This is a genomic window from Pseudoxanthomonas sp. LjRoot143, assembly GCF_964252945.1.
Classification (GTDB): Bacteria; Pseudomonadota; Gammaproteobacteria; order Xanthomonadales; family Xanthomonadaceae; genus Pseudoxanthomonas_A.
This window is the reverse complement of the sequence record NZ_CAXUPM020000001.1, coordinates 4,261,530-4,284,504: the sequence shown is the minus strand read 5'-3', so window position 1 is coordinate 4,284,504 and position 22,975 is coordinate 4,261,530. Positions and strand designations below refer to the sequence as shown.

Genomic DNA, 22,975 nt, shown 5'->3' with positions numbered 1-22,975 from the left:
CCCTGTCGGGGCCCTTCCGGTACGCGATGCTCAGCGAGAATCAGAACCGGTAGCTCAATCCAAGGTTCAGCGAGCGGCCGTAACGGTAGTAGCCCTGCGACAGCAGCGGGTTGCCGTTGATGCTGTAGGTCTGCGCCTTGTCGAGCAGGTTGCTGCCCTCGAGCGAGAGGGTGAAGCGGTCGTTGAACTGGTAGGACACGTGCGCCGTCAGCCACGTGATCGCATCGGCCTGCTCGTTGTAGCCCTCGCCCAGCACGTTGATGGCGGTGACGAAGCCATCGGTGCGATCGGCAGTGGCGCCGAGCGACCACGGGCCCTTTTCGTACATCAGGCCCAGCGAGTACACCGACGGCGCGATGCCCTCCAGCGGACGCTCCTGGTCGCCGACGAAGCTCTTGGACCAGTTGCGCGTGTACTGCGCACGGAAACCGAAGCCGTTCTCCCAGAAATGCTGCAGGCCGGCCTCGATGCCGCGCACCTTGGCGTAGTCGCCGTTGATCGGGCGCTGCACGTTGAACAGGGTCGGCGCAGTACCGATCGGGGTACCGTCCGGCCGCAGGATCGGTCCGACGCCGATGTCCTGGCCCGGCTCCCAGCTGGTCGTCAGCTGGTTCTCGATGCGCTTGTAGAACACCGCGACGTTGAAGATCGAGTTCTCGCTGAAGTACCACTCCAGCGACACGTCGCCCTGCTTGGCTTCGTACGGCTTCAGGTCGACATTGCCGCCGTAGATCTGGGTGAACTCGCCCCACGACACGCTGGCGGTGGTGTTGGTCGGCGCCAGCTTGTCCACCGGCGGGCGCGCCATCGTCCTGGCCGCACCCAGGCGCAACTGCAGGTCATCGGTGAAGCGCCACGTGAAGTTGCCCGACGGCAGCAGGTAGCTGTAGTCGCCATCCTGGCGGATCTGCGTGGGATCGGCGTAGTTCGCGGTGTAGTTGAACGCCCCGTTCTCGGTGATGCTGAGGATCGGCGCGTCCCAGGCCTGCGAGGTGGTCCGCGTCTTGACGAAGCGGACGCCGACGTCGGCGTTCCAGCGTTCGCCGGAGAAGTCGGCCTGGATATAGGCGGTCTTGGTGTCCTCACTGACGCGGTAGCTTTCCAGCGGATTCCACTGCGGCGCCGCATTGGAGAAGTCGTAGTTGCCTCCCCCCGGACGCGCGTTGCCGTTGTAGGCGGCGAGCTGGCTGAGGTAGTTCGGGACATCGAAGGCGAGGAACGTCCGCGGGAAGTCCGCGTTCACGCCGCGCATGAAGTTCGGCAGCGTGAACGAGTGCGACAGCACGTTCCCGCCCAGCGCACCGACGTTGATCGCATAGTCCCCGGAGTAGTAGTCCGCACCGCCGTTGAGCGTGTTGTTGATCAGGTCGCGCGTCTTCTTGCGGTCGGTCGCGGTGACGCCGAAGTGCAGATCGTCCAGATTGAAGCGGCCGACGAACCACTTGCCGCCCACGGTGCCACCGGTGATCTCGTCGACGATGTTGTCGCCGCGCAGTTCCATGTAGTGGGTATTGAAGTCCGAACCCTCGAACTGCCCGTTGGCCAGGCCATTCGCCAGCTGGCGGCCGTCATCGAACACTGCGGTGACGTTGGGCACGGCGCCGCCGCTGAGCTCGATGCGTGCGACGTTGGGCTGGTTCATGCGCAGGACGACGTACGTGTCCTGTCCGCCCGAGTAGCGCTTCGAGGTCGAGCGATAGACGTCACCGGTGAGGGTGAGGTCGTCGTTGACCCGCCATTCGGCGTTGGCGCCGTAGAGGTCGGTGTCGACCACCCGGTGCTCGGTCATGTTGAGCAGCTCCGGGTTGAGGCGCAGTTCCGGATCGGGGTTGTCCATCGTGAAGCCGGTGACGATGCCGTTCTGGATCGTCATGTCGGACCAGCGTCCCGGCGCGAACAGGGGATAGTAGGACTGCTGGTAGCCGACCTGCGGCGAATCGAGGCGCGTCTTCAGGCCGTCGAAGGTCAGCTTGAAGCTGTCGCTCGGACGCCACTCGATCTTCGCCGACAGCGCGCGGCGCTTCTTCTCTTCCAGGATCGAACCGACGCGGAACTGGCCCGGCGCGATCAGGCCGTACTCGTCCTCGTCCAGATTGCCGTTGCCATTGGGGTCGATGTGGCCGCCCCAGGTATTGCCCCACAGCCAGCTCTCGTCGTTGGGGTCCGCGTTGCGGCTCCAGCCACCGTCGTTGCCGGCGATGTCGGTACGGTCCTTGCGCTTGCCGTACACCACGCCGAGCAGGACGCCGATGGTGTCATCGGCGAACAGGTTGCTGTACGTCGCCGAGAACTTGTGTCCGTTGAACTCGGACATCTGGTTGCGGTCGCCTTCGAGGCGGATGACGCCCTGCTGACCGTCCTGATCGAACGGGCTGGCCGAGCGCAGGTTGATCAGGCCGCCGATGGCGCCTTCGGACAAAGAGGCCTGCGCGCCCTTGACCACGTCGGCGCCGCTGATCACGTCGGCCGGCAGTACGTCATAGGCAAAATCACGGCCCGCGCCGTCGGTGGCGAGGATGCGGCCATTGAAGGTCGTGAGGGTGTACTCGGGCCCAAGGCCGCGGACGCTGACCTTCTGGCCTTCGCCGCCGGCGGTGCGCGAGATGGACACACCGGTGATATGGCTCAGCGAGTCGGCGACGTTGTCGTCGGGGAACTTGCCCAGTTCCAGCGCGCTGATCGAATCCTGGACCGTGCCGGACTCGCGTTTCAGTTCGAGGGCACGCGCCATGCTGCCGCGCACGCCGGTGACGACCACGGTATCCAGGGTGGCGGGATCGCCCTGGCTCTCCTGCCCTGCCGGCGCCGGATCCGCGCTCGCGGCCTCCGCCTGCTGGGCCAACGCGCCGACCGGCACGCTCAGAGCCAGGGCCACACTACAAAAGAGCAAGTTCCGGTGCAGCCGCGCGGTCTTCATGGGTCTCTCCTCAGAAGGTGGCAGTTTTGTTACGCAACCAAACGAAACCGAGCCTATAGCATGTTTCGTTTTGTATCAATAGCGAAATGTAACGAAATAATCCATACTGCTCGCGCTACAAGGAGGTCCCATGTCCGCCACCCGTGATACCAGCCAACGCCGCCTGCAGATCAGCGAGCTCGTGCGCCAGCACGGCAGCGTCCAGGTGGCCACGCTCGCCCGCCGGTTCGGGGTGAGCATGCAGACGGTGCGCAAGGACCTGCGCTACCTGGCCGAGCGCGGCGTGATGGCCCGCGCCTACGGCGGCGCGATCGACAGCAGCGTGATCGGTACCAGCAGCAGCGCCAGCAGCGAGCCGCACTACGAAGCCAAGCGGACCTCCCACCTGGACGAAAAGCGGCGCATCGGCCAGCGCGCGGCCGCACTGGTCAAGGCCGGCGATACCATCGCCATCGATTCCGGCACCACCGCCATCCAGCTGGCCGAGTCGCTGCCGAATATCGACGTCACCGTGGTCACCAACGATTTCGGCGTCCTCGGCGCGCTGGCGCCCAAGAACAACATCAACATCGTCATGCTGGGCGGCGAGCTGCGCCGCAAGAACATGGCCTTCTACGGCGGACTGACCGTCGAGGCGCTGGACGCCCTGCACGTGGACATGCTGTTCCTCGGCGTGGACGGCCTGGACCTGGAGCGCGGCATCACCACGCATTACGAGCCGGAAGCCATGCTCAACCGCAAGATGGTGGAAGCGGCGCGCGTGGTGGTCGCGATCACCGACAGCTCCAAGTTCGGCAAGATCTGCCTGCACCGCATCGTGCCGGTCGGCGACCTCAACGTACTGATCACCGACCGCGGTGCGCCGAGCGACATCGTCCAGGCGGCCGAACAGCTCGGCTTCGAGATCATCCTCGCCTAATTGCGCGACGCGGTGCCGAACACGCGCACGGCATTGCGGTAGTAGACCTTGTCGATGACCTCGCGCGGCAACGCCAGTCCGGGCACATCGGCATCGAGCGTGTCCACGCGCTGCACCCCATCGGTCGCCAGATAGCGCCAGTCCGCGGTCCATACGGCGTGCGCCGCCGCCCGGAACTCGGCCGGCTCGGTGTCCGGATTGACGGTCAGGTCGGTGCCGTAGAGCAGCCTGTCCTGGTAACGGATGAAGAAGCCGCGCACCTTCTCGCGGTCGCGCAACGACTGGTACTGCACCTGGCTCATGCGCGCGGCCAGATCGACGGTGACGTCCGGGAACCGATCCAGGAACGCGCCCAAGCGATCGACGTCGTACTCCAAGCTGCCCATATGCGCCCCGACGAAGCGCAGTCCCGGATGCGCCGCGACGAAACGGTCGCGCGTGGCGATCTGGTCGTCGTAGCTGGGCTGATCCGGATGCAGGTACATGTGGTACTGCGGATGGTTGCGGAAGTACTCGCGATCGTTGTCCGTGGTCATCTGCTCCAGCGGCAGCCAGCAGTTGTGCGGTTCGCCCTGGTGGCCGATCAGCACCAGCCCGAGTGAGTGCACCTGCTCCGCCACCGGCGACAGGCCGGGATGGTCGAGCATGATCAGCCGGCCGTCGGCGTCCTTCTCGATCATGCCGACGTTCTTCCAGATCTTCACCGCGCGCGCGCCTTCGGATTTCGCTTCTGCAAGACCGGCGTTGACGCGATCGACCCAGCCGGGCTTGCCGAAGCCGTCCATCGAGAACGTCGCCGCCCAGTGCAGCCTCGCGGGATCGGCCTTGGCGAGCGCGATCGCCGCGGCATGCTGGTCGGCGATGCTCGGGAAGTCCGGGTAGTCGACATTGATCGACATCAGCTCGAATCCGTCCTGGCGCGCCTGTTCCAGAAACGCCGGATGGTCGACGTTGGCGTGCACATGGGCGTCGAACTTGGGGACGCGTGCGAAATCGTCCATGCCATAGGGCGTCGACGACGGCTGCGCCAGACCACTGCCTACCCAGCCCAGGACGGCGGCCGCGGCCGCCACTTTCCACCGCTTGATCATCACGCTACCTGCACCGTAACGAAACCTGAAACGAAACATATCGCAACAAAAGTGTTGCATCAACTCCACGGACTCGCGCACAATCGGTCGCACCTCAACCGGAATGCCGCCCATGCCACCCATTGGTCGCCGCACCGTCTTGAAGCTTGCCGTCGGCAGCGCCGCCCTGGCCGCCCTGCCCTGGATGCCGGGCCGCGCCCTGGCCGCCGGCAGCGCCGCCATGACGGCCCAGGATGCCCTGCTGTCGCTGACGTTCGATCGCGCCATGCGCACCCGCGTCGCCTACCGAGGCAAGACCCTGACACCGTTCCAGGCCAGCGAAGTGCTGCTGCTGAAGGACGGCGGCGCCATCGATACCTTTGCCTTCAGTGGCGAGGAGCGGCAAGCGGTGACCGACGCGCGCCATGGCGCCGGCCTGCGCCACGTCTTCACCGGCGTATCGAAGCAGGGCATCGAGAAGCAGGTCGCCGTGACCTTCTTCGAACAGTCTCCCGGACTGGCGCTGATGCAGGTGCGCTACCGCAACGCCGGCACCCAGCCGGTCGAGGTGGCGGGCTGGCGTTCGGCCGCGCACGAACTGACCGACGCGCCGGGCGGCTTCTGGAGCTTCTCCGGCACCACGCATGAAGACCGGCGCGACTGGGTGCAGCCGCTCGGCAACGACTTCGACCAGCGCAACACGCTGGGCATGGACGCATCGGATTACGGCGGCGGCACGCCGGTCGCGAACATCTGGCGCCGCGACGTGGGCCTGGCCGTCGGCCATGTCGAGCCCGTGCCGCGCACGCTCGACCTGCCGGTACGCAAGACCGGTAAGGGCGCCAGCATCGCCGTGGAAGGCGCGCAGGCGGTGACACTGGCGCCGGGCCAGGCGCTCTCCACCGAGCGCACCTTCCTGTGTGCGCACACCGGCGACCATTTCGCTCCGCTCGTCCTCTACCGCGACTTCATGAAGGCCGAAGGCATCGCCGCGCCGCAGGCGCCGGCCTCCGCCTTCGAGTCCACCTGGTGCGCCTGGGGTTACGAGCGCGACTTCACCGTTGCGCAGATCCTGGCGACGTTGCCGAAGGTGCGCGAGGTCGGCTTCCAGTGGGCCGTGCTCGACGATGGCTGGCAGACCAACGAAGGCGACTGGCAGATCGACCGCAGGAAGTTCCCGCGCGGCGACGAGGACATGCGTGCATTCGTGAAGGCGGTGCGCGCCGAGGGCCTGCGCCCGCGCCTGTGGCTGGCGCCGCTGGCCGCCGATCCCGGCAGCGAAGTCCTCTACAAACACAGCGACATGCTGCTGCTCGACGAATACGGCTCCTTCCAGAAGGTCAGCTGGTGGAATGCGCTGACCCAATGCCCGGCCTACCAGCCCACCATCGACTACTACGTCGCGCTGGTGAAGAAGGCCATTGGCGACTGGGGCTTCGAAGGCATCAAGCTCGACGGCCAGCATCTCAACGCGGTCGCGCCGTGCCACAACCCGGCGCACAAGCACGCCAGCCCGAACGATTCCTGCGAGAAGCTGCCCGACTTCTGGAACGCGATCTACAAGGCCGCGCACGATATCAATCCGGACGCCGTGGTCGAGCTGTGCCCGTGCGGCACCGCGTTCGCCTTCCACAACCTGCCGGCGACGGACCAGTTCCCGTCCTCCGACCCGTTGTCGTCCTGGCAGGTGCGCAGCAAGGGCAAGAGCGTCAAGGCGCTGATGGGTCGCGGCAGCAGCTATGCCGGCGACCACGTGGAACTGGCCGACGGCCGCGACGATTTCGCGTCCAGTGTCGGCATCGGCGCCGTGATCTCGTCCAAGTTCACCTGGCCGCGCGACACCGACAATCCGACTGCACCGCTGCCCGATGGCGGTTACGTGCTGACGCCGGAAAAGGAAGTGCTGTGGAAGAAGTGGGTCGCGCTGTACCGGGAACACATGCTGCCGCTGGGCGACTATCGCGGCGAGCTGTACGACATCGGCTTCGATGCGCCGGAGACGCACGCCATCGCCAAGGATGGAGCGATGTACTACGCCTTCTATGCGAAGGACTGGAACGGCACGCTGGAACTGCGCGGACTCGGTGAAGGCCGCTACCGCGTGCGCAACCTGTTCAACGGTACCGATCTCGGCACGGTCGATGCGAAGGCGAACGCGCTGCGCGCCGGCTTCAGCCGCTTCCTGCTGCTTCAGGCCACGCCGGAGGCCGCCGCATGAGTGCCGTCGACGCCGCACCGCGCCGCCGCTGGCTGGCCTATGCACTGACGACCGTCGCGCTGTGGGGCGTGTGGGGCGCGCTGGCCGGCCTGTCGGCACAGCGCGGCTTCCCCGACACACTGGTGTACTGCGTGTGGTCGCTGACGATGGTGCCCCCTGCATTGTTCATCCTGTGGCGCACCGGCTGGCAACTCGACCGCTCGCCGCGCGCGGTCGCCTACGGCCTGGCGATCGGCCTGCTGGGCGCCGGCGGACAGATGCTGCTGTTCAAGGCGCTGACCATCGGGCCGGCCTACTTCATCTTCCCGATCATCTCGCTGTCGCCGGTCATCACCATCGTGCTGTCGTTCGCGCTGCTGCGCGAGCGTACCGGCTGGATGGGCGCATTGGGCATCGTGCTGGCACTGGTCGCGCTGCCGCTGCTCGACCTGTCGTTCGGCGGTGGCACGCAAGGCCTGGGCTGGTTCGCGCTGGCGCTGATCATCATGGCGGCGTGGGGCGTGCAGGCGTACTTCATGAAGCTGGCCAACCACACGGTCAGCGCCGAAAGCATCTTCTTCTACATGATGGTCGGTGCTCTGCTGCTGGCCCCGGTGGCATGGGCGATGACCGACTGGAGCCAGCCGATCAATACCGGCTTGGACGGTCCGTGGATGACCGCGGCGATCCAGGTCTTGAATGCGGTCGGCGCACTGATGCTGGTGTACGCCTTCCGCTACGGCAAGGCGATCGTCGTCGCGCCGCTCACCAATGCCGGCGCGCCGCTGGTGACGGCAGTGCTGTCGCTGGTGTTCGCCAGCGTCGTGCCAGGCCCCTTGAAGATGGTCGGCCTGGCGCTGGCCCTGATTGCCTCGCTGCTGCTGGTGCTGGAACCCGAACGCCCTACCCCGCACGACGCCTGACCGGAACGACCGCATGCATGCCCTGCTCGACCTCATCGCCCGCCACAAGCAAGGCCACGCCGTCGGCGTGACCTCGGTGTGCTCTGCACACCCGATCGTCATCGAGGCGACGCTGCGGCACGCCGCGGAGAACGCATCACCGCTGGTGCTGTTCGAGGCCACCTGCAACCAGGTCAACCAGGACGGCGGCTATACCGGCATGACGCCCGCGGATTTCGTCGCCTTCGTGCACGGCATCGCCGGGCGGACCGGCTTCGACACCGCGCGCATCGCGCTGGGCGGCGACCACCTGGGCCCGAATCCATGGACATCGCTCGACGCGGACGCGGCGATGGACAAGGCCGAGGTGATGGTCGCGGCATACGTCGCGGCCGGCTTCCGCAAGATCCACCTCGACTGCTCGATGGCCTGCGCCGGCGATCCCACGCCGTTGCCGGAAAGCGAGATCGTGCGCCGTGCCGTGCGCCTGTGCCGTGCCGCGGAAGCAGCCTACGGCCAGGCAGGCGGCGAACCGCCGGTGTACGTGATCGGTACCGAAGTGCCGGTGCCGGGTGGCGCCACCGAAGCCATCGAGGGCCTGGAGACCACCACGCCAGCCGCAGCGCGCGCGACCATCGAGGCACACCGCGAAGCATTCCTTGCCGCCGGCCTCGGCCGCGCGTGGGAACGCGTCATCGCCTCCGTCGTGCAGCCGGGCGTCGAGTTCGACCATCATGACGTCATCGACTATGCGCCCGACAAGGCGCGGACCCTGAGCGACGCCATCGTGCCGCTGCAGGGCATGGTGTACGAAGCGCATTCCACCGACTACCAGACGCGCGAGGCACTGCAGGCGCTGGTGCGCGACCATTTCGCCATCCTCAAAGTCGGCCCCGGCCTGACCTTCGCGCTGCGCGAGGCGCTGTGGGCGCTCGATGCCATCGAACGCGACTGGATCGCGCCCGGCAAGCGCGCCAACCTGCGCGACGTTGCGTTGCAACGCATGCGCGAACAGCCGAAGCACTGGCAGCGGTATTACCACGCGGATGGCGATGCGTTGACGGTCGATCTGCAGTACAGCCTGAGCGACCGCATCCGCTATTACTGGCCCGATCCGGTGATCGAAGCGGCACGCGCGCGGCTGTTCGCCAACCTGCGCGACAACCCGCCGCCGCTGCCACTGATCAGCCAATACCTCCCCCACGCATTGCACGCCCTCCGCCACGACCGCGCGACGTCCGATCCGCAGTCGCTGGCGATGGCGCATGTCAGTGCCGTCCTGGACGACTACCATCATGCCTGCCATCCCCATGAAAACCCCTGACCACCTCGGCGTCCCCGAATCCGACCTCCAGGCCGGCGGCGCGCTGTGGACCGCGCGCGAGATCGAACAGCAACCGCTGATGCTGGAGCGCACGCACGCGCTTCTCGCGGGGCTGCAGGCGCAGATCGACGCGTTCGCCGGACCCATCGCGCAGGATCCGCGCGCGCGCGTCATCCTGACCGGTGCAGGCACGTCGGCCTACATCGGCCAGTGCCTGGCACCCCTGCTCGACCGCCACCTGCCGGCGCGCGTCGACGCGGTGCCGACCACCGATATCGTCAGCGCACCGCACCTGCACCTCGATCCGGCACAGCCGCTGCTGCTGGTGTCGTTCGGCCGCTCGGGCAACAGCCCCGAGAGCCTCGCGACCGTCGCACTTGTCGAATCGATCGTCGCCGATGTGCGCCACCTCGTGGTCACCTGCAATCCCGAGGGTGCGCTCGGTCGCGCGCCGGCGCGCCACCTGCTGACCCTGCAGTTGCCCGAGGAAACGCACGACGCCAGCTTCGCGATGACCTCCAGCTTCAGCTGCATGATGTACGCCACGCTCGCCGCCTTCATCGGCACGCCCCGACTGGAATCGCGCATCCCGGCGATCAGTCGCGCCACCGCGCAGACCATCGACCACGCCGGCCCGACCACGCAGGCGCTCGCGCTGGCGGGCTACGAGCGCGTCGTCTACCTCGGCAGCGGCGTGATGCAGGGACTGGCGCGCGAGGCGGCGTTGAAACTGGGCGAACTCAGCAATGGCGCCGTGGCGACCTGCTACGACACGCCGCTCGGCTTCCGTCATGGCCCCAAGACCTTCCTGCAGGCGCGCACGCTGGTCGTCGTGTTCGTGTCCAACGATCCGTTGACGCGCCAGTACGACCACGACCTGGTCGATGAGCTGCGCGGCGATCGTGTGGCCGCGCGCGTCATCGAAGTCAGTGCGCAACCGCGGACCGAGGCCACGGCCGACACCATCCCCGTGCCATTCCTCGCCGAGGCCGACGACGTCGACCTGCTGTGGCCCTACGTCACGGTCGCCCAGATGTTCGCGTTCCACGTATCGCGCGCGCTCGGACTGTCGCCCGACAATCCGAACAAGCAGGGCACGGTGAACCGCGTCGTGCAGGGCGTCCGCCTGCATTCGGTGCCATGACCCGAGGCCTCTATCTGGGCGTCGACGGCGGTGGAACCAAGACCCGGTTCGCGCTGATGGACGACGACGGCCAGTTGGTGGCGCAGACCCAGACGGGCACCACCTACCATCCGGAAGTCGGCTTCGACGGCGTACAGCAGATCCTGTCGGACGGCATCGCCGCCGTGCTGGGGCAAGTGGCGGTGGCCGATGCGGGCGCGATCGCCTATGCGTTCTTCGGCCTGCCGGCGCATGGCGAGGATACCCATGCCACGGCGCGCCTTGATGCGATTCCGGCGCAGATCCTCGGGCACGACCGCTACCGCTGCGACAACGACATGGTCTGCGGCTGGGCTGGCTCGCTGGCCTGCGGTGACGGCATCAACATCGTCGCCGGCACAGGATCGATCGGCTACGGCCAGCGCCAGGGCGTGGACGCGCGCGGCGGCGGCTGGGGCGAAACATTCTCCGATGAAGGCTCAGCCTACTGGATCGCGGTGCAGGGGCTGAACGCGTATTCGCGGATGAGCGATGGGCGCCTGCCGAAAGGGCCGTTGCATGCCCTCGTCAACGAACGCCTCGAACTCGCGTCCGATCTGGACCTCTGCGCGCGCATCTATGGCCCCGGCGTGGGCACACGTGCCGAGATCGCGCAGATCTCGCGCATCGTCGCCGACGCGGCGCGACAAGCAGACAGTGCGGCCCTGGACATCTACGCGCGCGCCGGGCAGGAGCTGGCCGACATCGTGCTGGCCATCCGCCAGCGGCTCGCCTTCGACAGTGAAGAGCGCATCGCCGTGTCGTACTCCGGCGGGGCCTTCAGCGCGGGCGACCTGCTGATGGCGCCCTTCGCCGCTGCCCTGCAGGCCGCCTCGCCCCAGTTCACCCTGCAGACGCCGCTGCACGAGCCCCACTACGGGGCGGCTCTCTATGCGCGCCTGCTCGCGCACCGGACCGTCCTCGCGGCCTGACGCCCGCGTCTGTTCCTGATTCCAGGCCCCTGATCCCCGGCGCGCGTACGTGCCGCCGGCCGTTGCCCCGTGCACGGGTATCGGCCGTCGCGATGCCATTCGTCGGCGCCTGAGCGTCCGGTCCCGCTCCGGGACCGATCCCGGCTTTCCGCTGCGTGTCCCCTGTGGATGCGGTTCTTCGCATACCACCCCATCGCCTATCCCAGGAGCTGCACGCCATGCGCCGACCCCCGCTGAAACTCGCCCTCGCCACCGCGTTGATCATCGCGCTGCCCGCCAGCAGCGCGCCGCCTGCCGGGCCGGAAACGCAGGTGTGGATCGACGTCGCCACCCATTCGATGGCCGGCATGCCCGACATGGGCATGCTCGGCGGGCTCGCGGGCAGGATGATGGGGGGCGAGAAAGGCCCGCAGGGCTATCCGCAGTCGCGCAACATCCCCGCCACCCAGGGGCACGTGCTGGACATCGCGATGCACAACCGCCTCAAGCCGGGCATACCCGCGGAGCAGGCGGTACCGGCGGGCCTCGGCGTCGGCAAGGCGCTGACACTGCAGCCGCCGCCTCCCGGCAAGAACGTGGAGGAGCCGAAGGAACACGAGATGCATGACATCGAAGTGACCATCCGCCAGTACTGGGGCTGCGGCACCACCGTGCGCCCGGGGCAGCCGAAGGTGATGACGCTCAAGATCAAGAACGGGCAGTTCCAGCAGGACGGCGCGATCGCGCCCGGCCTGTTCGTCCCGGACCGCGACATCGACGTCAATCCCAGCTACGCGTTGTGGCCCAACCTGAAGAACAACCGGCGCGTCGGCGAACGGTCCTCGATGGTCGGCCAGCACCGCATCACCGGCGACGGCGTGCCGGCCTCGCTGCAGTTCGAGCTGGGACAGAGCGCGGACTTCATGCCGAAGATCGCACTGCAGACGCGCGGCGAACTGACCGACAGCATCGGCCTGAGCTGGCAGCCGGTGGATCGCGCGAAAGCCTACTTCCTCAACGCGATCGCGATGCAGGACGAACGCAACTTCACCACATGGAGCAGCGCCGAGGTGGCCGGCGCCGGCCATGAGCTGGTCAACTACCTGACCGGTTCCTACATCGACCGGTGGCTGAAGCAGAAGGTACTGCTCGCGCCCGGCACGACCAGCTGCGCAATCCCACAGGGCATCTTCAAGAACACCGCCAAGGGCGGTGAGCAGGGCGGCTTCGCCTCGCTCAACATGATCGCCTACGGCCCCGAAACCAACATCGCCTGGCCGCCGAAGCCCACGGACCCGAAGCAGCCGTGGGATCCGGAATGGAACGTACGCGTGCGCACCAAGGCCACCACGGTGGCGATGCTGGGCATGGACTTCGGCGACATGGGTGGCATGCCTTCCGACGAAGGGGATGGCGACGGCAAGCAGGCCCCGGAGAAGAAGGAAGAAGGTGGCGCGAAGAAGCTGCTGCGCGGCCTGATGCGGAACTTCTGATGCCCGCCGCGGGCAGGCCGCGCCTGCCCGCACTGCCATGGATGACATCCCGTGAAGCTCACCCTGCTACTGCTGTTCGCCTGCTCCATCCTGCTGTACGCGTTGCCGGCCAACGCGACCGATCCCTGCCCGCAGCTGCGCACGCAACTGGCATCGACCGACGTCGCCACGCGCATCGCCGCGATCGCCTGCCAGGAGAACCACGCCTAGTTCCGCCCCTTCATCGATGCGGACGGCCGCGCCGGTGGACAGGCGGTGTACGAAGCGGAAAACGATGTCCTTGCTGATGGCGCGCAGGCATGGCGCAAGGTCGCGGCCTACTGGAACGGCAGCGGGCTGGGCAGTGGCTGCGGGCAGGCCGGCGCTGCGTGCCGCAGCTTCGTGGTCGACACGCCGTGGTCAGCCGCGTTCGTGTCGTGGGTGATGCGGCAGGCGCGGGTGCCTGGCTTCAGCGCGTCGTCCCGCCATGTGGATTACGTGCGGGCGGCACTGCGCCCGGGTGCCGGCCCTTACCGCCTTGTCGCACCGCAGGCCGCGGCACCGTCGCCGGGCGACATGCTGTGCTACGTGCGGGGTCAGACGCGCGCACTGGGTCATGCGGGCCTGGTGAACGTGCTGGATGCGGGCGGCGCGGGACTGCCGATGCATTGCGACATCGTGGTGGCGGCGCAGGCCGGCATCGCGTGGCTGGTCGGCGGCAACGTGCAACAGACGGTCGCGTTGAGGATGCTGCGGCTCGACGACGCCGGCCGCTTCGCCGACCTGCCCATGCGTGGCACAGGCGACGCGCCCTGCAGTCCTGACGCACCCGCGCAATGCAACCTCAACCGGCAGGACTGGGCGGCCCTGCTGCAGCTCAGGACACCCGATGCGCCATCGCTGCTCGCTGGAACCCCCTGATCGCACAGGGCGCCTTGTGCACACCCACAGCCTCGGAGAACCGCAAGTGACGCCATCGAAACACGTTCGTGGGTTTGTACTGCTCGCGCTTGCCGGGCTGGCCCTTTCGCTGGCGTCATGCACGCAAGGCACCGACGACCCGACGACAGACGCGTCGTCGGACTCGAGGATACCGACACAGGCGCAGCTCGACGCGTTCGTCACCGAAGGACCGGAGCCTTCGCTGCAGGCACTACGCCCGCTCGACTACTGGCTGCATTACCGGCTGCTGCAGGCGACCGGCGTCGAAGACGCGCTCGGTGGCGAAGCGCAGACCGTGGCCGCGCTCAAGGCGCTGGCGGAAGACTACGAACGACAGGCGCGCGGCACACAGGCGCAGGTCCCGAAGATGATCCCCGCCGCGTTCACCGGCGAAGGCATGTCGAGTGGCTTCCTGGGGTTGGGCATGGGCACTTTCGGCGGATTCATGACCGGCGGCCTGCTGTCCGGCATGGTCGCCGACGCCTCCGACGACAAGCTGGCCGAACTGGCGAAGGAAGGACCCATCAAGCTCGGCGGCAAGGAAGGCGCTGCGCAGGTCACCATCGGTTCGGACGGCAGCATCAGCCAGGAGTACACGTACGAAGGCAAGATCGCCGACGGCCTGACCGGCAAGATCAAGATGAAGATGAAGATGGACGCCTGCCCGGACGCACAGGGCAAGGTCACCGTGGTGTCGGACGTCGACTCGTCCGTGCGCGTCACCGGCAAGGAGGGCACCGGGGGCTACGTCCACTCGAAGTTCGTCTACGAACGCTGGCTGGACGACGATGCCCAGCTGATGCAGGGGCCCGACGGATCGTCTTCGAAGATGGACCTGAGGATGGGCGGTTACGAGAACTATGCCTCGCAGCACGTCGACATCAGTGCCGGCTGGTCGCGTGGTGGTCGCGAGACCTTCGAGAACCGGGGGGAACAGGGTTTCAGTATCTTCCGGCCCGACGAGGTGCAGCGCACCCAGCAACTGATGCAGGGCGCGCAACTGATCCAGACCCTCTTTGCCGAGATGATGCTGCGCGGCTCCGGCAAACAGACGCCCTGGGAAAGCGGTCGCTGCGTGGAGCTCAAGGCCACCAGCAGTCCCGCCAAGCGCAAAGGCGCCAAGCCCTCCACCCACTATCAGGTGGACGCGATGCCGCGCGCCAAGTCCGACGGCGCCCCGGCAGGCGGCACCGTGACGGCCACGTTGAGCGGCGGTTCCAGCCTGGAGCCGGCGAGCGGAAAGGTACCGGCCGATGCGAAGTACGCCTACACGGGCCCGGCGAACAAGGACGAGGCAGCCACGATCAAATTCGAGGCCCGCAGCAAACGCGGCGTGGGGCGGGCGACGTTGGAGTTCGATACCAGGGAGATGCATGCCTACCGCATCACAGTGTTTCCCGGGTGTTCGGGCGTCAGCGGCAAGGACGTCTGCGACCTGGCAAAGCCGTTCTCGATCCAGGGCGTCGGCTGCGGAGGTGGCGTCACCAGCGGCATGACGTTCACCCCGTCGGGCAACGCCGCGGGAAAGATGCACTGGAAGACCGGGGTCAGCGTGATCAGCGCCGACTTCAGCGGCACCTACACCGTGGAGGAGGGAGAAGAGGTGGGCTACCTGCACACCACGCTCACCGGCTGCGCGATGGGTCCCGGCGCCAAGGCCTGTGGCGGCACAGGTCCCAGCATCACGATGACGCGGATCGAGACATGCGAGGACTGATCCAGTGCAGGCGCGACGGACCGCATGACCTGGTCAACTCCCGCTGACGTCTATCCGCCGTCCCGTCACAGGCGCGCGGACAGCGCCTCCGCGGCGATGCGGTTGCGTTCGCCGGGGAGCAAGGCTTCCCGCATCACCGGCAGCGCCTCGTCCAGCAGCCGGCGCGCCTCCTTCCTTTCGCCGCGCGCGGCGACGTCGTCCGCCAGGGTCGCGCGGGCGATCGCCACGTCGACGTCGCTGGCGCTGGCCTGAAGGCGCTTGAGCGCCTCACGCTGATGCTGCTCGGCGGAGACCGCGTCGCCGCGCAAGCGATCAACGGAGGCCTCCAGCGCAAAGAAGTACGCGAACTGCTCATGGCTGTCCGGCACGCCGCGCTGTGCCATGCGTGTGCGCAGGTCGGCGATCAGCGGGGTACTGCGCGCGACGTCATGCATCCGCAGATGGAGATTCAGCTGGTCGCCCAGCACCTGCGCATACTCGTCCGATGCGTCGCCATCCAGGCGCCGTGCGCGTGCGAGCAGATCCTCCAGCCGCACGCCGGCTTCCTTGAATGCGCCGTTGGCCACCAGCGCGCGTGCATGCACGCGCTCGATCGTGCGACGGAAGTTGTCGTCGGGAGCGACGCCCGCCTCGTCCAGTCGCGCGAGGCCTTGCCTCGAGCGCGCCAGCGCTGCTGCGTAATCGCCATACATGATGTCGATGGTGGCGATGTTGGATAGCGACATCGCCAGGTTGCGCGGGCCCTCGCCGCGCTGGCTGGAGAACACGTAGCTCCTGTCCGTGGCTTCCCGTGCCTCTCGATAACGTCCCTGGCCCACCAGTGTTTCCGCCAGCGTCTGGTACCACACCGTCGCACTGGTGCCGCCATAGCCGCCGGTCTTCTCGGCGTCGGCGATGGCCTGCCGTACCACGCGTTCCGCTTCGGCTGGCTTGCCTTCCAGTATCAGTCCGGACACCAGACCCCTGACCAGCGTACGGCGCACCGGCGAGTCCGCGGCGATGCCGTTTGCGTCCGCGTACGCCAAGCCCTCTCGGCTTACCGACAACAGGCGATGCCGGTCATTCTGAAAATTCGCCGCGGTGCTGAGGTCCGAATAGATGTCCAGCACCACCTCCACCGGCGGGGACGGCATGCGCTTGGCGAAGGCGAGCGAGGATTCGGCACGCTTGCGGCACCATTCCAGGCCGTACTTCTCCACATGGCCCAGCGTCAGGTGCGCCATGGCGCGCAGCTGCTGCTCGGGATCGTCCGGGGCGAAGCGCCGGCGCAGGGCCACCGCGCGGTCGGCCGCCGCCAGGGACTCGGCATTGCGCTCCAGATCCCCCAGCGCATCGGAGTACGTCACCCAATCCTCGGCCAGCGCGAGCGCTTCTTCGCGCGTCTCCGGCACCACGCCCTTCAGCCCAGCCGAGGACAGCTCCACCGCCCGCTGCTCGTCGCCTAGCGAACGGTAGAGTCGTCCCAGCATCCGCTGCATCGACTGCCTCACCCCGGGCTCGAGTGCACGCCGGTCGAGCTTGGCGCGCGCCTGGTCGAGCAGCTGGCGCACACTGACTTCGGTACTCATCGCCTGTTCTGGTGCCGCCGCGGCGAGCGTGTCGGCGAGGAATGCCAGCGTCGCGCGCGCATTCTCCGATTCGCGCTCGGCAATGCGCGCCTGCGCGCGCGCTTCATGTGCCTGCCACAGCGCCACGCCGATGCCCGCGAACAGCGCCACCACGACGATGCCGGCCGCGGTGGCCAGGCCCCGGTTGCGGCGCAGCCACAGGCGTGCCCGCTCGGTGCGCGACAACGCAACCGCACTGATCGGCCGGTCGTCGAGCCAGGCGCGCAGGTCGTTCGCCAGAACGTCCGCCGAGGCGTAACGCGCTTCGGGATCGCGCCGCAGGCAGGCCTGCACGATCTGCGCAAGGTTGCCGCGCAACGCCCGCGCCAGCGAAGCGGGGGAATGCCCGCCGCGTTGCGAGGCCTGTTCGTCGCTGGACTGCGCAGCGGCGCGCGTGAGCGGCTCCGGATCGCGTTCGAGCTGCTGCAGTTGGCGCGCCACCGGCGTCTCGCGCGTCACCCCGAACGGATGCGAGCCCGACAGCAGACGGTGCAACACCACGCCCAGCTGCCACAGGTCGGTGGCGGTGGTGATGGGCGCATCGAGCAGCTGTTCGGGCGATGCGTACTCGAACGTCAGCGCGCGATCGAGCGTGACCGTGTGCTGCTTCTCGGCCAGCTCCTTGGCGATGCCGAAGTCCAGCAGCTTCACCCGGCCATCGCCGTCGACCAGCAGGTTGGACGGCTTCAGGTCGCGATGCACCACCAGGTTGCGGTGGGCGTGGCGAACCGCATCGACCACCTGCAGGAACAGCACGATGCGCTGCCGCAGGCCGAGTTGCCTCTCGTCGCACCAGCGGTCGATCGGCTGGCCGTCGACCAGTTCCATCACGAACCACGGGTCGCCTTCGCTGCTGATGCCACCGTCCAGCAGGGTGGCGATGTTCGGATGACGCAACCGCGCCAGGATCTGCCGCTCGCGCAGGAAGCGTTCGCGTGCCGCCTGCGAATCGGTACCGGCACGTATCAGCTTCAACGCAGCACGCTGCGTATACGCACCATCGTCACGATCGACGCGGTACACCGCGCCCATGCCGCCATGGCCGAGGATGCCGGTGATGCGCCATGAACCGATGCTGCGGCCGACCAGCGCATCGCGCGCCACGTCGCCGTGCTCGTCGCGGAAGGCCTTGCCCCACGCGAGCGCGTCGCCGGCGAACGGTTCCGTGCAACTGGCGTCCGCCGCCAGCAGTCCATCGACCGCGGTACGCAGGGCGGCATCGTCGCCGCACGCATGGGCCAGCCAGGCAGGCCGTTCCGCGGGCGCGATCTCGACGGCCTCGCGGAACAGGGCCAACGCCCACCGCCTGCGTTCGAGATCGGAATCGCTCACTTGCCCAGTTCCGCCAGCAGGAAGGCGCGCGCCGTGCGCCAGTCCCGACGTACCGTGCGCTCGCTGATGCCCAGCATCTGCGCGATCTCCGTTTCCTCGTAGCCGCCGAAGTAGCGCAGCTCGACGATCTGCGCCGCGCGTGCGTCGGCCTGCTGCAGCGCGTCGAGCAGCTCGTCCAGCGCCAACACCTCGACCACGGCGCGCTCGTCGCCCCCGAGCCGCGCCGTGAGCGTCAGGGCGTCCACGCCGCCACCGCGCTTCTGCGCCTGGGCGATGCGGGCATGGTCCACCAGCACCTGCCGCATCGCACGCGCCGACATCGCCAGCAGGTGCGCGCGGTCATTGGCGGCCAGGCGCTCGCCGGTCGCCATCTTCAGATAGGTTTCGTGCACCAGCACGGTGGTGTCGAGATTGTCGTGGTGCCGGCGCAGCTGCAGGTGCGCGGCCCGCTTGAGTTCGTCGTACAGGCTGGCGAACACGGCGTCCGCAGCGCGGACATCGCCTTCGCGTGCGCGCTTGAGCAGTTGGGTTACGGGAACCTGATCCATGCGTCGCTCGCCGGCTACGCCACGCGCCACGACGGCGCTCCGCGCCGTCTCCCCCTGTCACCGGACAGCAGGTCTCCCTGCGAGCCGGTCCATCGCTGACATGAACGCAAAGATCCCGGGAGCGAGGACAGGCGTGCCCGGCCCCATCTCCGCGCCCCGATTTGGTGCTAGTAGGCGAACTCGCGGAACACGCGGTCGATGTCGCCGTTCCATTCGCCATGGAACAGCGCGAGCTTGCGCTCGGCCGGCGTCTCGTTCGCCTCGACGATCTCGACCAGCGCATCGAGGAAGCCGCTTTCATCCACACCCTTGCTGTTGAGACGCGCACGACGCTGCAGGCCGCCGATGGCGATCTTCACCGCCTCGCGGGCGAGATCGCGCACGGTGCCGCCGCGGAACGGCAGCTTCAGCGCATGCTTCGGCACGCCGTCGCGCAGGGCGTGGCGTTCTTCCAGCGAGAAATCCTTGACCAGGTCCCACGCGGCGTCGAGCGCGGCATCGTCGTACAGCAGGCCCACCCAGAACGCAGGTAGCGCGCACAGCCGGTTCCACGGGCCACCGTCGGCGCCACGCATTTCCAGGAACTTCTTCATCCGCACTTCGGGGAACGCGGTGGTCAGGTGGTCGGACCAGTCGCGCAGCGTCGGCAGCTCGCCCGGCAGCACATCGAGTTCGCCGCGCAGGAACTTGCGGAACGACTTGCCGCTGGCGTCGTGATAGATGCCGTCGCGGTAGGAGAAGTACATCGGCACGTCGAGGATGTAGTCGACGTAGCGCTCGTAGCCGAAGCCTGCTTCGAACACGAAGTCGAGCATGCCGGTGCGGTCGGCGTCGGTATCGGTCCAGATGTGCGAGCGGTAGCTCTGGTAACCGTTAGGCTTGCCTTCGGTGAACGGCGAGTCGGCGAACAGCGCGGTGGCGATCGGCTGCAGCGCCAGCGACACGCGGAACTTCTTCACCATGTCCGCTTCGCTGGAATAGTCCAGGTTGACCTGCACCGTGCAGGTGCGCGTCATCATGTCCAGGCCGAGCTGGCCGACCTTGGGCATGTACGACTTCATGATCTGGTAGCGGCCCTTGGGCATCCACGGCATTTCGTCGCGGCGCCACTTGGGCTGGAACCCCATGCCGAGGAAGCCGAGCTGCAGTTCGTCGGCCACCTGCTTCACTTCCTTCAGGTGGCTGCCGACTTCCACGCAGGTCTGGTGGATGGTCTCCACCGCCGCGCCGGAGAGTTCAAGCTGGCCCGCCGGCTCCAGCGTGACCGACGCGCCGTCCTTGGTCAGGGCAATGACGCGGCCTTTTTCGTCGACCAGCTCCCAGCCGAAGCGGGTCAGCCCTTTCAGAAGCGCCTCGATGCCGCGGTCGCCGTCGAACGTCGGCGGGCGCAGGTCGTCGAGGCGGAAGCCGAACTTCTCGTGCTCGGTACCGATGCGCCAGTCCTGCACCGGCTTCTCGCCGGAGGCGATGTAGTCGACCAGCTGGGTACGGTCGGTGATCAGCGTGTCGGCGACGTGGCTGGGGCTGGACAAGGGCAGGGCTCGCAAGGGGAGTGCGGCGCCGACGGGTGGCGCCGCAAGGGCGGCACTATAACGTGACCACCCTCACGCGTTCATCGCCATCGGAACGCCGCAGCATCCCATTCATGGTCGCGATCGCGCGCACCCGCACCTCAGAGCGGGCGCACGAACACCTGGAACGCGAGATCGCGCGAGCCGGCCGCATCGAACAGCTCGATCCAGTGCGGCGGATTGCCGCGGGCAATGAAGTACGCCTTGCCGGATCGATAGGTATCACCGGAGGGCGCCAGCCACAGCATGCAGTATTCGGTGCGGCGTCCTGCAGGCACGGTCAGCGTGAACGCGTAATGCCCAGGCGGCAGCAGTGCCGGTTGGGCGAACTCCACCATCCGCATGCCAGGCACCGGTTGGCCGTAGGCATTCAACGCCGTGCCCGGTACCTCCTGGGTGGCCACCACCACGCCATTCGGCACATCGCCGGTGACGAGTTCGATCTCCACCCGCAGGAGCCGGGCCGCACCGCAGTTGGCCGGCACCATCACATGGCTGAGGTAACCCTCGACAGGCAGATGGAATACCTGCGCGAAGCGCTGCGCCGCGCTGCCACCGATATCGGTGTTCGCCGGCGAGACCACCTGCAGTTGCTCGGCCGCCACCCGCGCCGGTGCGATCGGCGGAGGTGCGGCAAGGGCCGCACCCGCGACCAGGAACAGGACGAAAGAGGACAGGGGAATACAACGCATGGCGGACTCCTCCACGGCGGGATGCCGGGTGGAGGTCTATGCGACGAACAAGGCCGACAGCGGACGATCCGCCTGGCGGACGCTTACAGGCCCAGCCAGTTGCCGACGACCAGGCGCGCTTCGTCCACGCCCTGCTTCGACTCGGCCGAGAACGTCTGCACGCTGACGGTGTCGCCGAAGGAGGAGAACAGGTCCTTCTTCACCGCCTGCAGCGCCTGCGCCTGCTGGCCGCGGCCCAGCTTGTCGGCCTTGGTCAGCAGCGCGTGGGCGGGCAGGCCTCGCTGGACCGCGTAGCCCAGCATCTGGCGGTCGTAGTCCTTCAGCGGATGGCGGATATCCATGACCACCACCAGGCCCTTGAGCGCTTCGCGGGTGCGGAAGTAGCGATCGATGAACGCCTGCCAGTGCGCCTGCAGATCCTGCGGCACCTTGGCGTAGCCATAACCGGGCAGGTCGACCAGATAACGCTCGGGATGGACCTGGAAGAACACCAGCTGCTGGGTACGTCCCGGCGTCTTGGACACGCGGGCCAGGCGGTTGTGGTTGACCAGCGCGTTCAGCGCGCTCGACTTGCCGGCGTTGGACCGGCCGGCGAAGGCCACCTCGGACCCGCCGTCCTCCGGCAACTGGCGCGGGGTATGGGCGGAGAGCAGGTAGCTGGCGGAATTCAGGGGGTTCGACATGCCGCTAGGATCGCACGGGCCGGCCCGTCCGCCATGCTGAATTGACCGCAACGGGCCGCCGCGACGATAATTCGGCGGTTTCGCGGCCCCTCCGGGTGCCGTCTCAGTCAAGGGTTTCGGAGCTTTAGCATGCGCCACGCTCGCGTTATTGGACTTGCCGGACTGGCCGTACTGGCCGTGGGTGCGGTCGCTTTTGCACAGACCACCGTGGTTCCGGTGCCGGACAACGCGCCGGTCGAGACCGCGCCGCTGGACATCAACCTTGCCAAGACCACCTGGGGCGACGCCAAGGCCGGCCAGACCAAGGCGGCCGCCTGCGCGGCCTGTCACGGTGCCGACGGCAACCCGAGCGACCCGCAGTACCCGCGCATCGCCGGCCAGAGCGAGCGTTACGTCGCCCAGCAGCTGGCGCTGTTCGCCTCGGGCGAGCGCAATACCGGCATGGCGGCCGTGATGGCCCCGTTCGCCCAGATGCTCAGCGCGCAGGACATGCGCGACGTGGGCGCCTACTTCGCCACCCAGAAGTCCGGTGCCGGCCTGGCGGACGACAGCGTCGTCGCCGATGGCCCCTACAAGGACATGAAGTTCTACGAAGTCGGCCAGCAGCTGTACCGCAACGGTGACGCCAAGCGCGGCGTGCCGGCCTGCATGGCGTGCCATGGCCCGACCGGTGCCGGCAACCCGGGCCCGGCCTACCCGCACATCGGCGGCCAGATGCAGGACTACACCGTGCGCCGCCTGACCGAGTACAAGGCCGGCACCACCACGCTGAAGGATGCTGCCCACTTCAACATCATGGCGCAGGTCGCCGGTCCGCTGACCGAGCAGGAAATCCAGGCGCTCGCCAGCTACCTGCAGGGCCTGCACGCCCGCGCCGACGATCTCGCGGCGGGCAAGGCCGGCGGCAAGTAATCCCGGGACCTCCGTCGCCTCGCGCGACCGGAGGTTCAAGCTCCTGTTCATCGCGCCGGCCCCACCATGGCCGGCGTTTCTTTTTTCAGCGGATGCC

The 22,975-nt window shown here is 67.7% G+C and carries 18 protein-coding genes; 11 read left to right on the top strand and 7 right to left on the bottom strand.

What is annotated here, in order from left to right:
* Positions 1-40: 40 nt before the first annotated feature.
* Positions 41-2,917 carry a TonB-dependent receptor gene (locus ACSQ1W_RS20525; protein ID WP_436045867.1) on the bottom strand — a complete coding sequence of 959 codons (2,877 nt, stop codon included), beginning with the start codon at positions 2,915-2,917 and terminating at the stop codon, positions 41-43.
* A 130-nt stretch (positions 2,918-3,047) separates the two neighbouring features.
* On the opposite strand from ACSQ1W_RS20525, the gene ACSQ1W_RS20520 reads away from it, so the two are divergent.
* The gene (locus ACSQ1W_RS20520; protein ID WP_436045865.1) at positions 3,048-3,836 is read left to right on the top strand and encodes a DeoR/GlpR family DNA-binding transcription regulator; all 789 of its coding nucleotides are present in this window, start codon (positions 3,048-3,050) and stop codon (positions 3,834-3,836) included.
* Here ACSQ1W_RS20520 and ACSQ1W_RS20515 read toward each other — a convergent pair.
* Positions 3,833-4,927 (bottom strand): amidohydrolase family protein, encoded by a 1,095-nt coding sequence (locus ACSQ1W_RS20515; protein WP_436045863.1) that lies wholly within the window; start codon positions 4,925-4,927, stop codon positions 3,833-3,835. The genes ACSQ1W_RS20520 and ACSQ1W_RS20515 overlap by 4 nt on opposite strands.
* Positions 4,928-5,039: 112 nt before the next feature.
* Here ACSQ1W_RS20515 and ACSQ1W_RS20510 point away from each other — a divergent pair, with 112 nt between their 5' ends.
* From ACSQ1W_RS20510 to ACSQ1W_RS20470, 9 genes are all read left to right on the top strand, one after another.
* Positions 5,040-7,124: a glycoside hydrolase family 36 protein gene (locus ACSQ1W_RS20510; RefSeq protein WP_436045861.1), complete on the top strand. Its 2,085-nt coding sequence runs from the start codon at positions 5,040-5,042 to the stop codon at positions 7,122-7,124.
* Positions 7,121-8,026 (top strand): DMT family transporter, encoded by a 906-nt coding sequence (locus tag ACSQ1W_RS20505; protein ID WP_192274321.1) that lies wholly within the window; start codon positions 7,121-7,123, stop codon positions 8,024-8,026. Before ACSQ1W_RS20510 ends, ACSQ1W_RS20505 begins: the two co-directional genes overlap by 4 nt.
* 13 nt (positions 8,027-8,039) lie before the next feature.
* On the top strand, positions 8,040-9,329 hold the full coding sequence (locus ACSQ1W_RS20500) for a D-tagatose-bisphosphate aldolase, class II, non-catalytic subunit (protein WP_436045859.1): 1,290 nt from the start codon (positions 8,040-8,042) through the stop codon (positions 9,327-9,329).
* Complete coding sequence (locus tag ACSQ1W_RS20495) at positions 9,316-10,473, top strand: SIS domain-containing protein (RefSeq protein WP_436045857.1); 1,158 nt, start codon at positions 9,316-9,318, stop codon at positions 10,471-10,473. The genes ACSQ1W_RS20500 and ACSQ1W_RS20495 overlap by 14 nt, the downstream gene beginning before the upstream one ends.
* Positions 10,470-11,423, top strand: coding sequence for a BadF/BadG/BcrA/BcrD ATPase family protein (locus ACSQ1W_RS20490; protein ID WP_436045855.1), 954 nt, complete (start codon positions 10,470-10,472; stop codon positions 11,421-11,423). Before ACSQ1W_RS20495 ends, ACSQ1W_RS20490 begins: the two co-directional genes overlap by 4 nt.
* A 218-nt stretch (positions 11,424-11,641) precedes the next feature.
* Positions 11,642-12,895: a hypothetical protein gene (locus ACSQ1W_RS20485; RefSeq protein WP_436045853.1), complete on the top strand. Its 1,254-nt coding sequence runs from the start codon at positions 11,642-11,644 to the stop codon at positions 12,893-12,895.
* A gap of 51 nt (positions 12,896-12,946) precedes the next feature.
* Positions 12,947-13,105 carry a hypothetical protein gene (locus tag ACSQ1W_RS20480; protein ID WP_436045851.1) on the top strand — a complete coding sequence of 53 codons (159 nt, stop codon included), beginning with the start codon at positions 12,947-12,949 and terminating at the stop codon, positions 13,103-13,105.
* Positions 13,106-13,150: 45 nt separating this feature from the next.
* Positions 13,151-13,795, top strand: a complete 645-nt coding sequence (locus ACSQ1W_RS20475; protein ID WP_436045849.1) for a DUF2272 domain-containing protein — start codon at positions 13,151-13,153, stop codon at positions 13,793-13,795.
* Between the two features lie 46 nt (positions 13,796-13,841).
* Positions 13,842-15,533: a hypothetical protein gene (locus tag ACSQ1W_RS20470; protein ID WP_436045847.1), complete on the top strand. Its 1,692-nt coding sequence runs from the start codon at positions 13,842-13,844 to the stop codon at positions 15,531-15,533.
* A 65-nt stretch (positions 15,534-15,598) separates the two neighbouring features.
* Here ACSQ1W_RS20470 and ACSQ1W_RS20465 read toward each other — a convergent pair whose 3' ends face one another.
* The 5 genes from ACSQ1W_RS20465 to yihA form a co-directional block, all read right to left on the bottom strand.
* Positions 15,599-18,472 carry a protein kinase domain-containing protein gene (locus ACSQ1W_RS20465; RefSeq protein ID WP_436045845.1) on the bottom strand — a complete coding sequence of 958 codons (2,874 nt, stop codon included), beginning with the start codon at positions 18,470-18,472 and terminating at the stop codon, positions 15,599-15,601.
* Positions 18,469-19,020, bottom strand: a complete 552-nt coding sequence (locus ACSQ1W_RS20460; protein WP_192274313.1) for an ECF-type sigma factor — start codon at positions 19,018-19,020, stop codon at positions 18,469-18,471. Before ACSQ1W_RS20460 ends, ACSQ1W_RS20465 begins: the two co-directional genes overlap by 4 nt.
* 167 nt (positions 19,021-19,187) lie before the next feature.
* On the bottom strand, positions 19,188-20,552 hold the full coding sequence (locus ACSQ1W_RS20455; RefSeq protein WP_436045843.1) for a glutamate--cysteine ligase: 1,365 nt from the start codon (positions 20,550-20,552) through the stop codon (positions 19,188-19,190).
* Between the two features lie 140 nt (positions 20,553-20,692).
* Entirely contained in the window at positions 20,693-21,283 is a 591-nt protein-coding gene (locus ACSQ1W_RS20450) for a hypothetical protein (RefSeq protein ID WP_436045841.1), read from the bottom strand.
* Positions 21,284-21,366: 83 nt separating this feature from the next.
* Complete coding sequence (yihA, locus tag ACSQ1W_RS20445; RefSeq protein ID WP_436045839.1) at positions 21,367-21,966, bottom strand: ribosome biogenesis GTP-binding protein YihA/YsxC; 600 nt, start codon at positions 21,964-21,966, stop codon at positions 21,367-21,369.
* A gap of 129 nt (positions 21,967-22,095) precedes the next feature.
* Between yihA and ACSQ1W_RS20440 the strand changes: the two genes are divergently transcribed.
* Positions 22,096-22,878 carry a c-type cytochrome gene (locus ACSQ1W_RS20440; RefSeq protein WP_436045837.1) on the top strand — a complete coding sequence of 261 codons (783 nt, stop codon included), beginning with the start codon at positions 22,096-22,098 and terminating at the stop codon, positions 22,876-22,878.
* Positions 22,879-22,975: the final 97 nt, after the last annotated feature.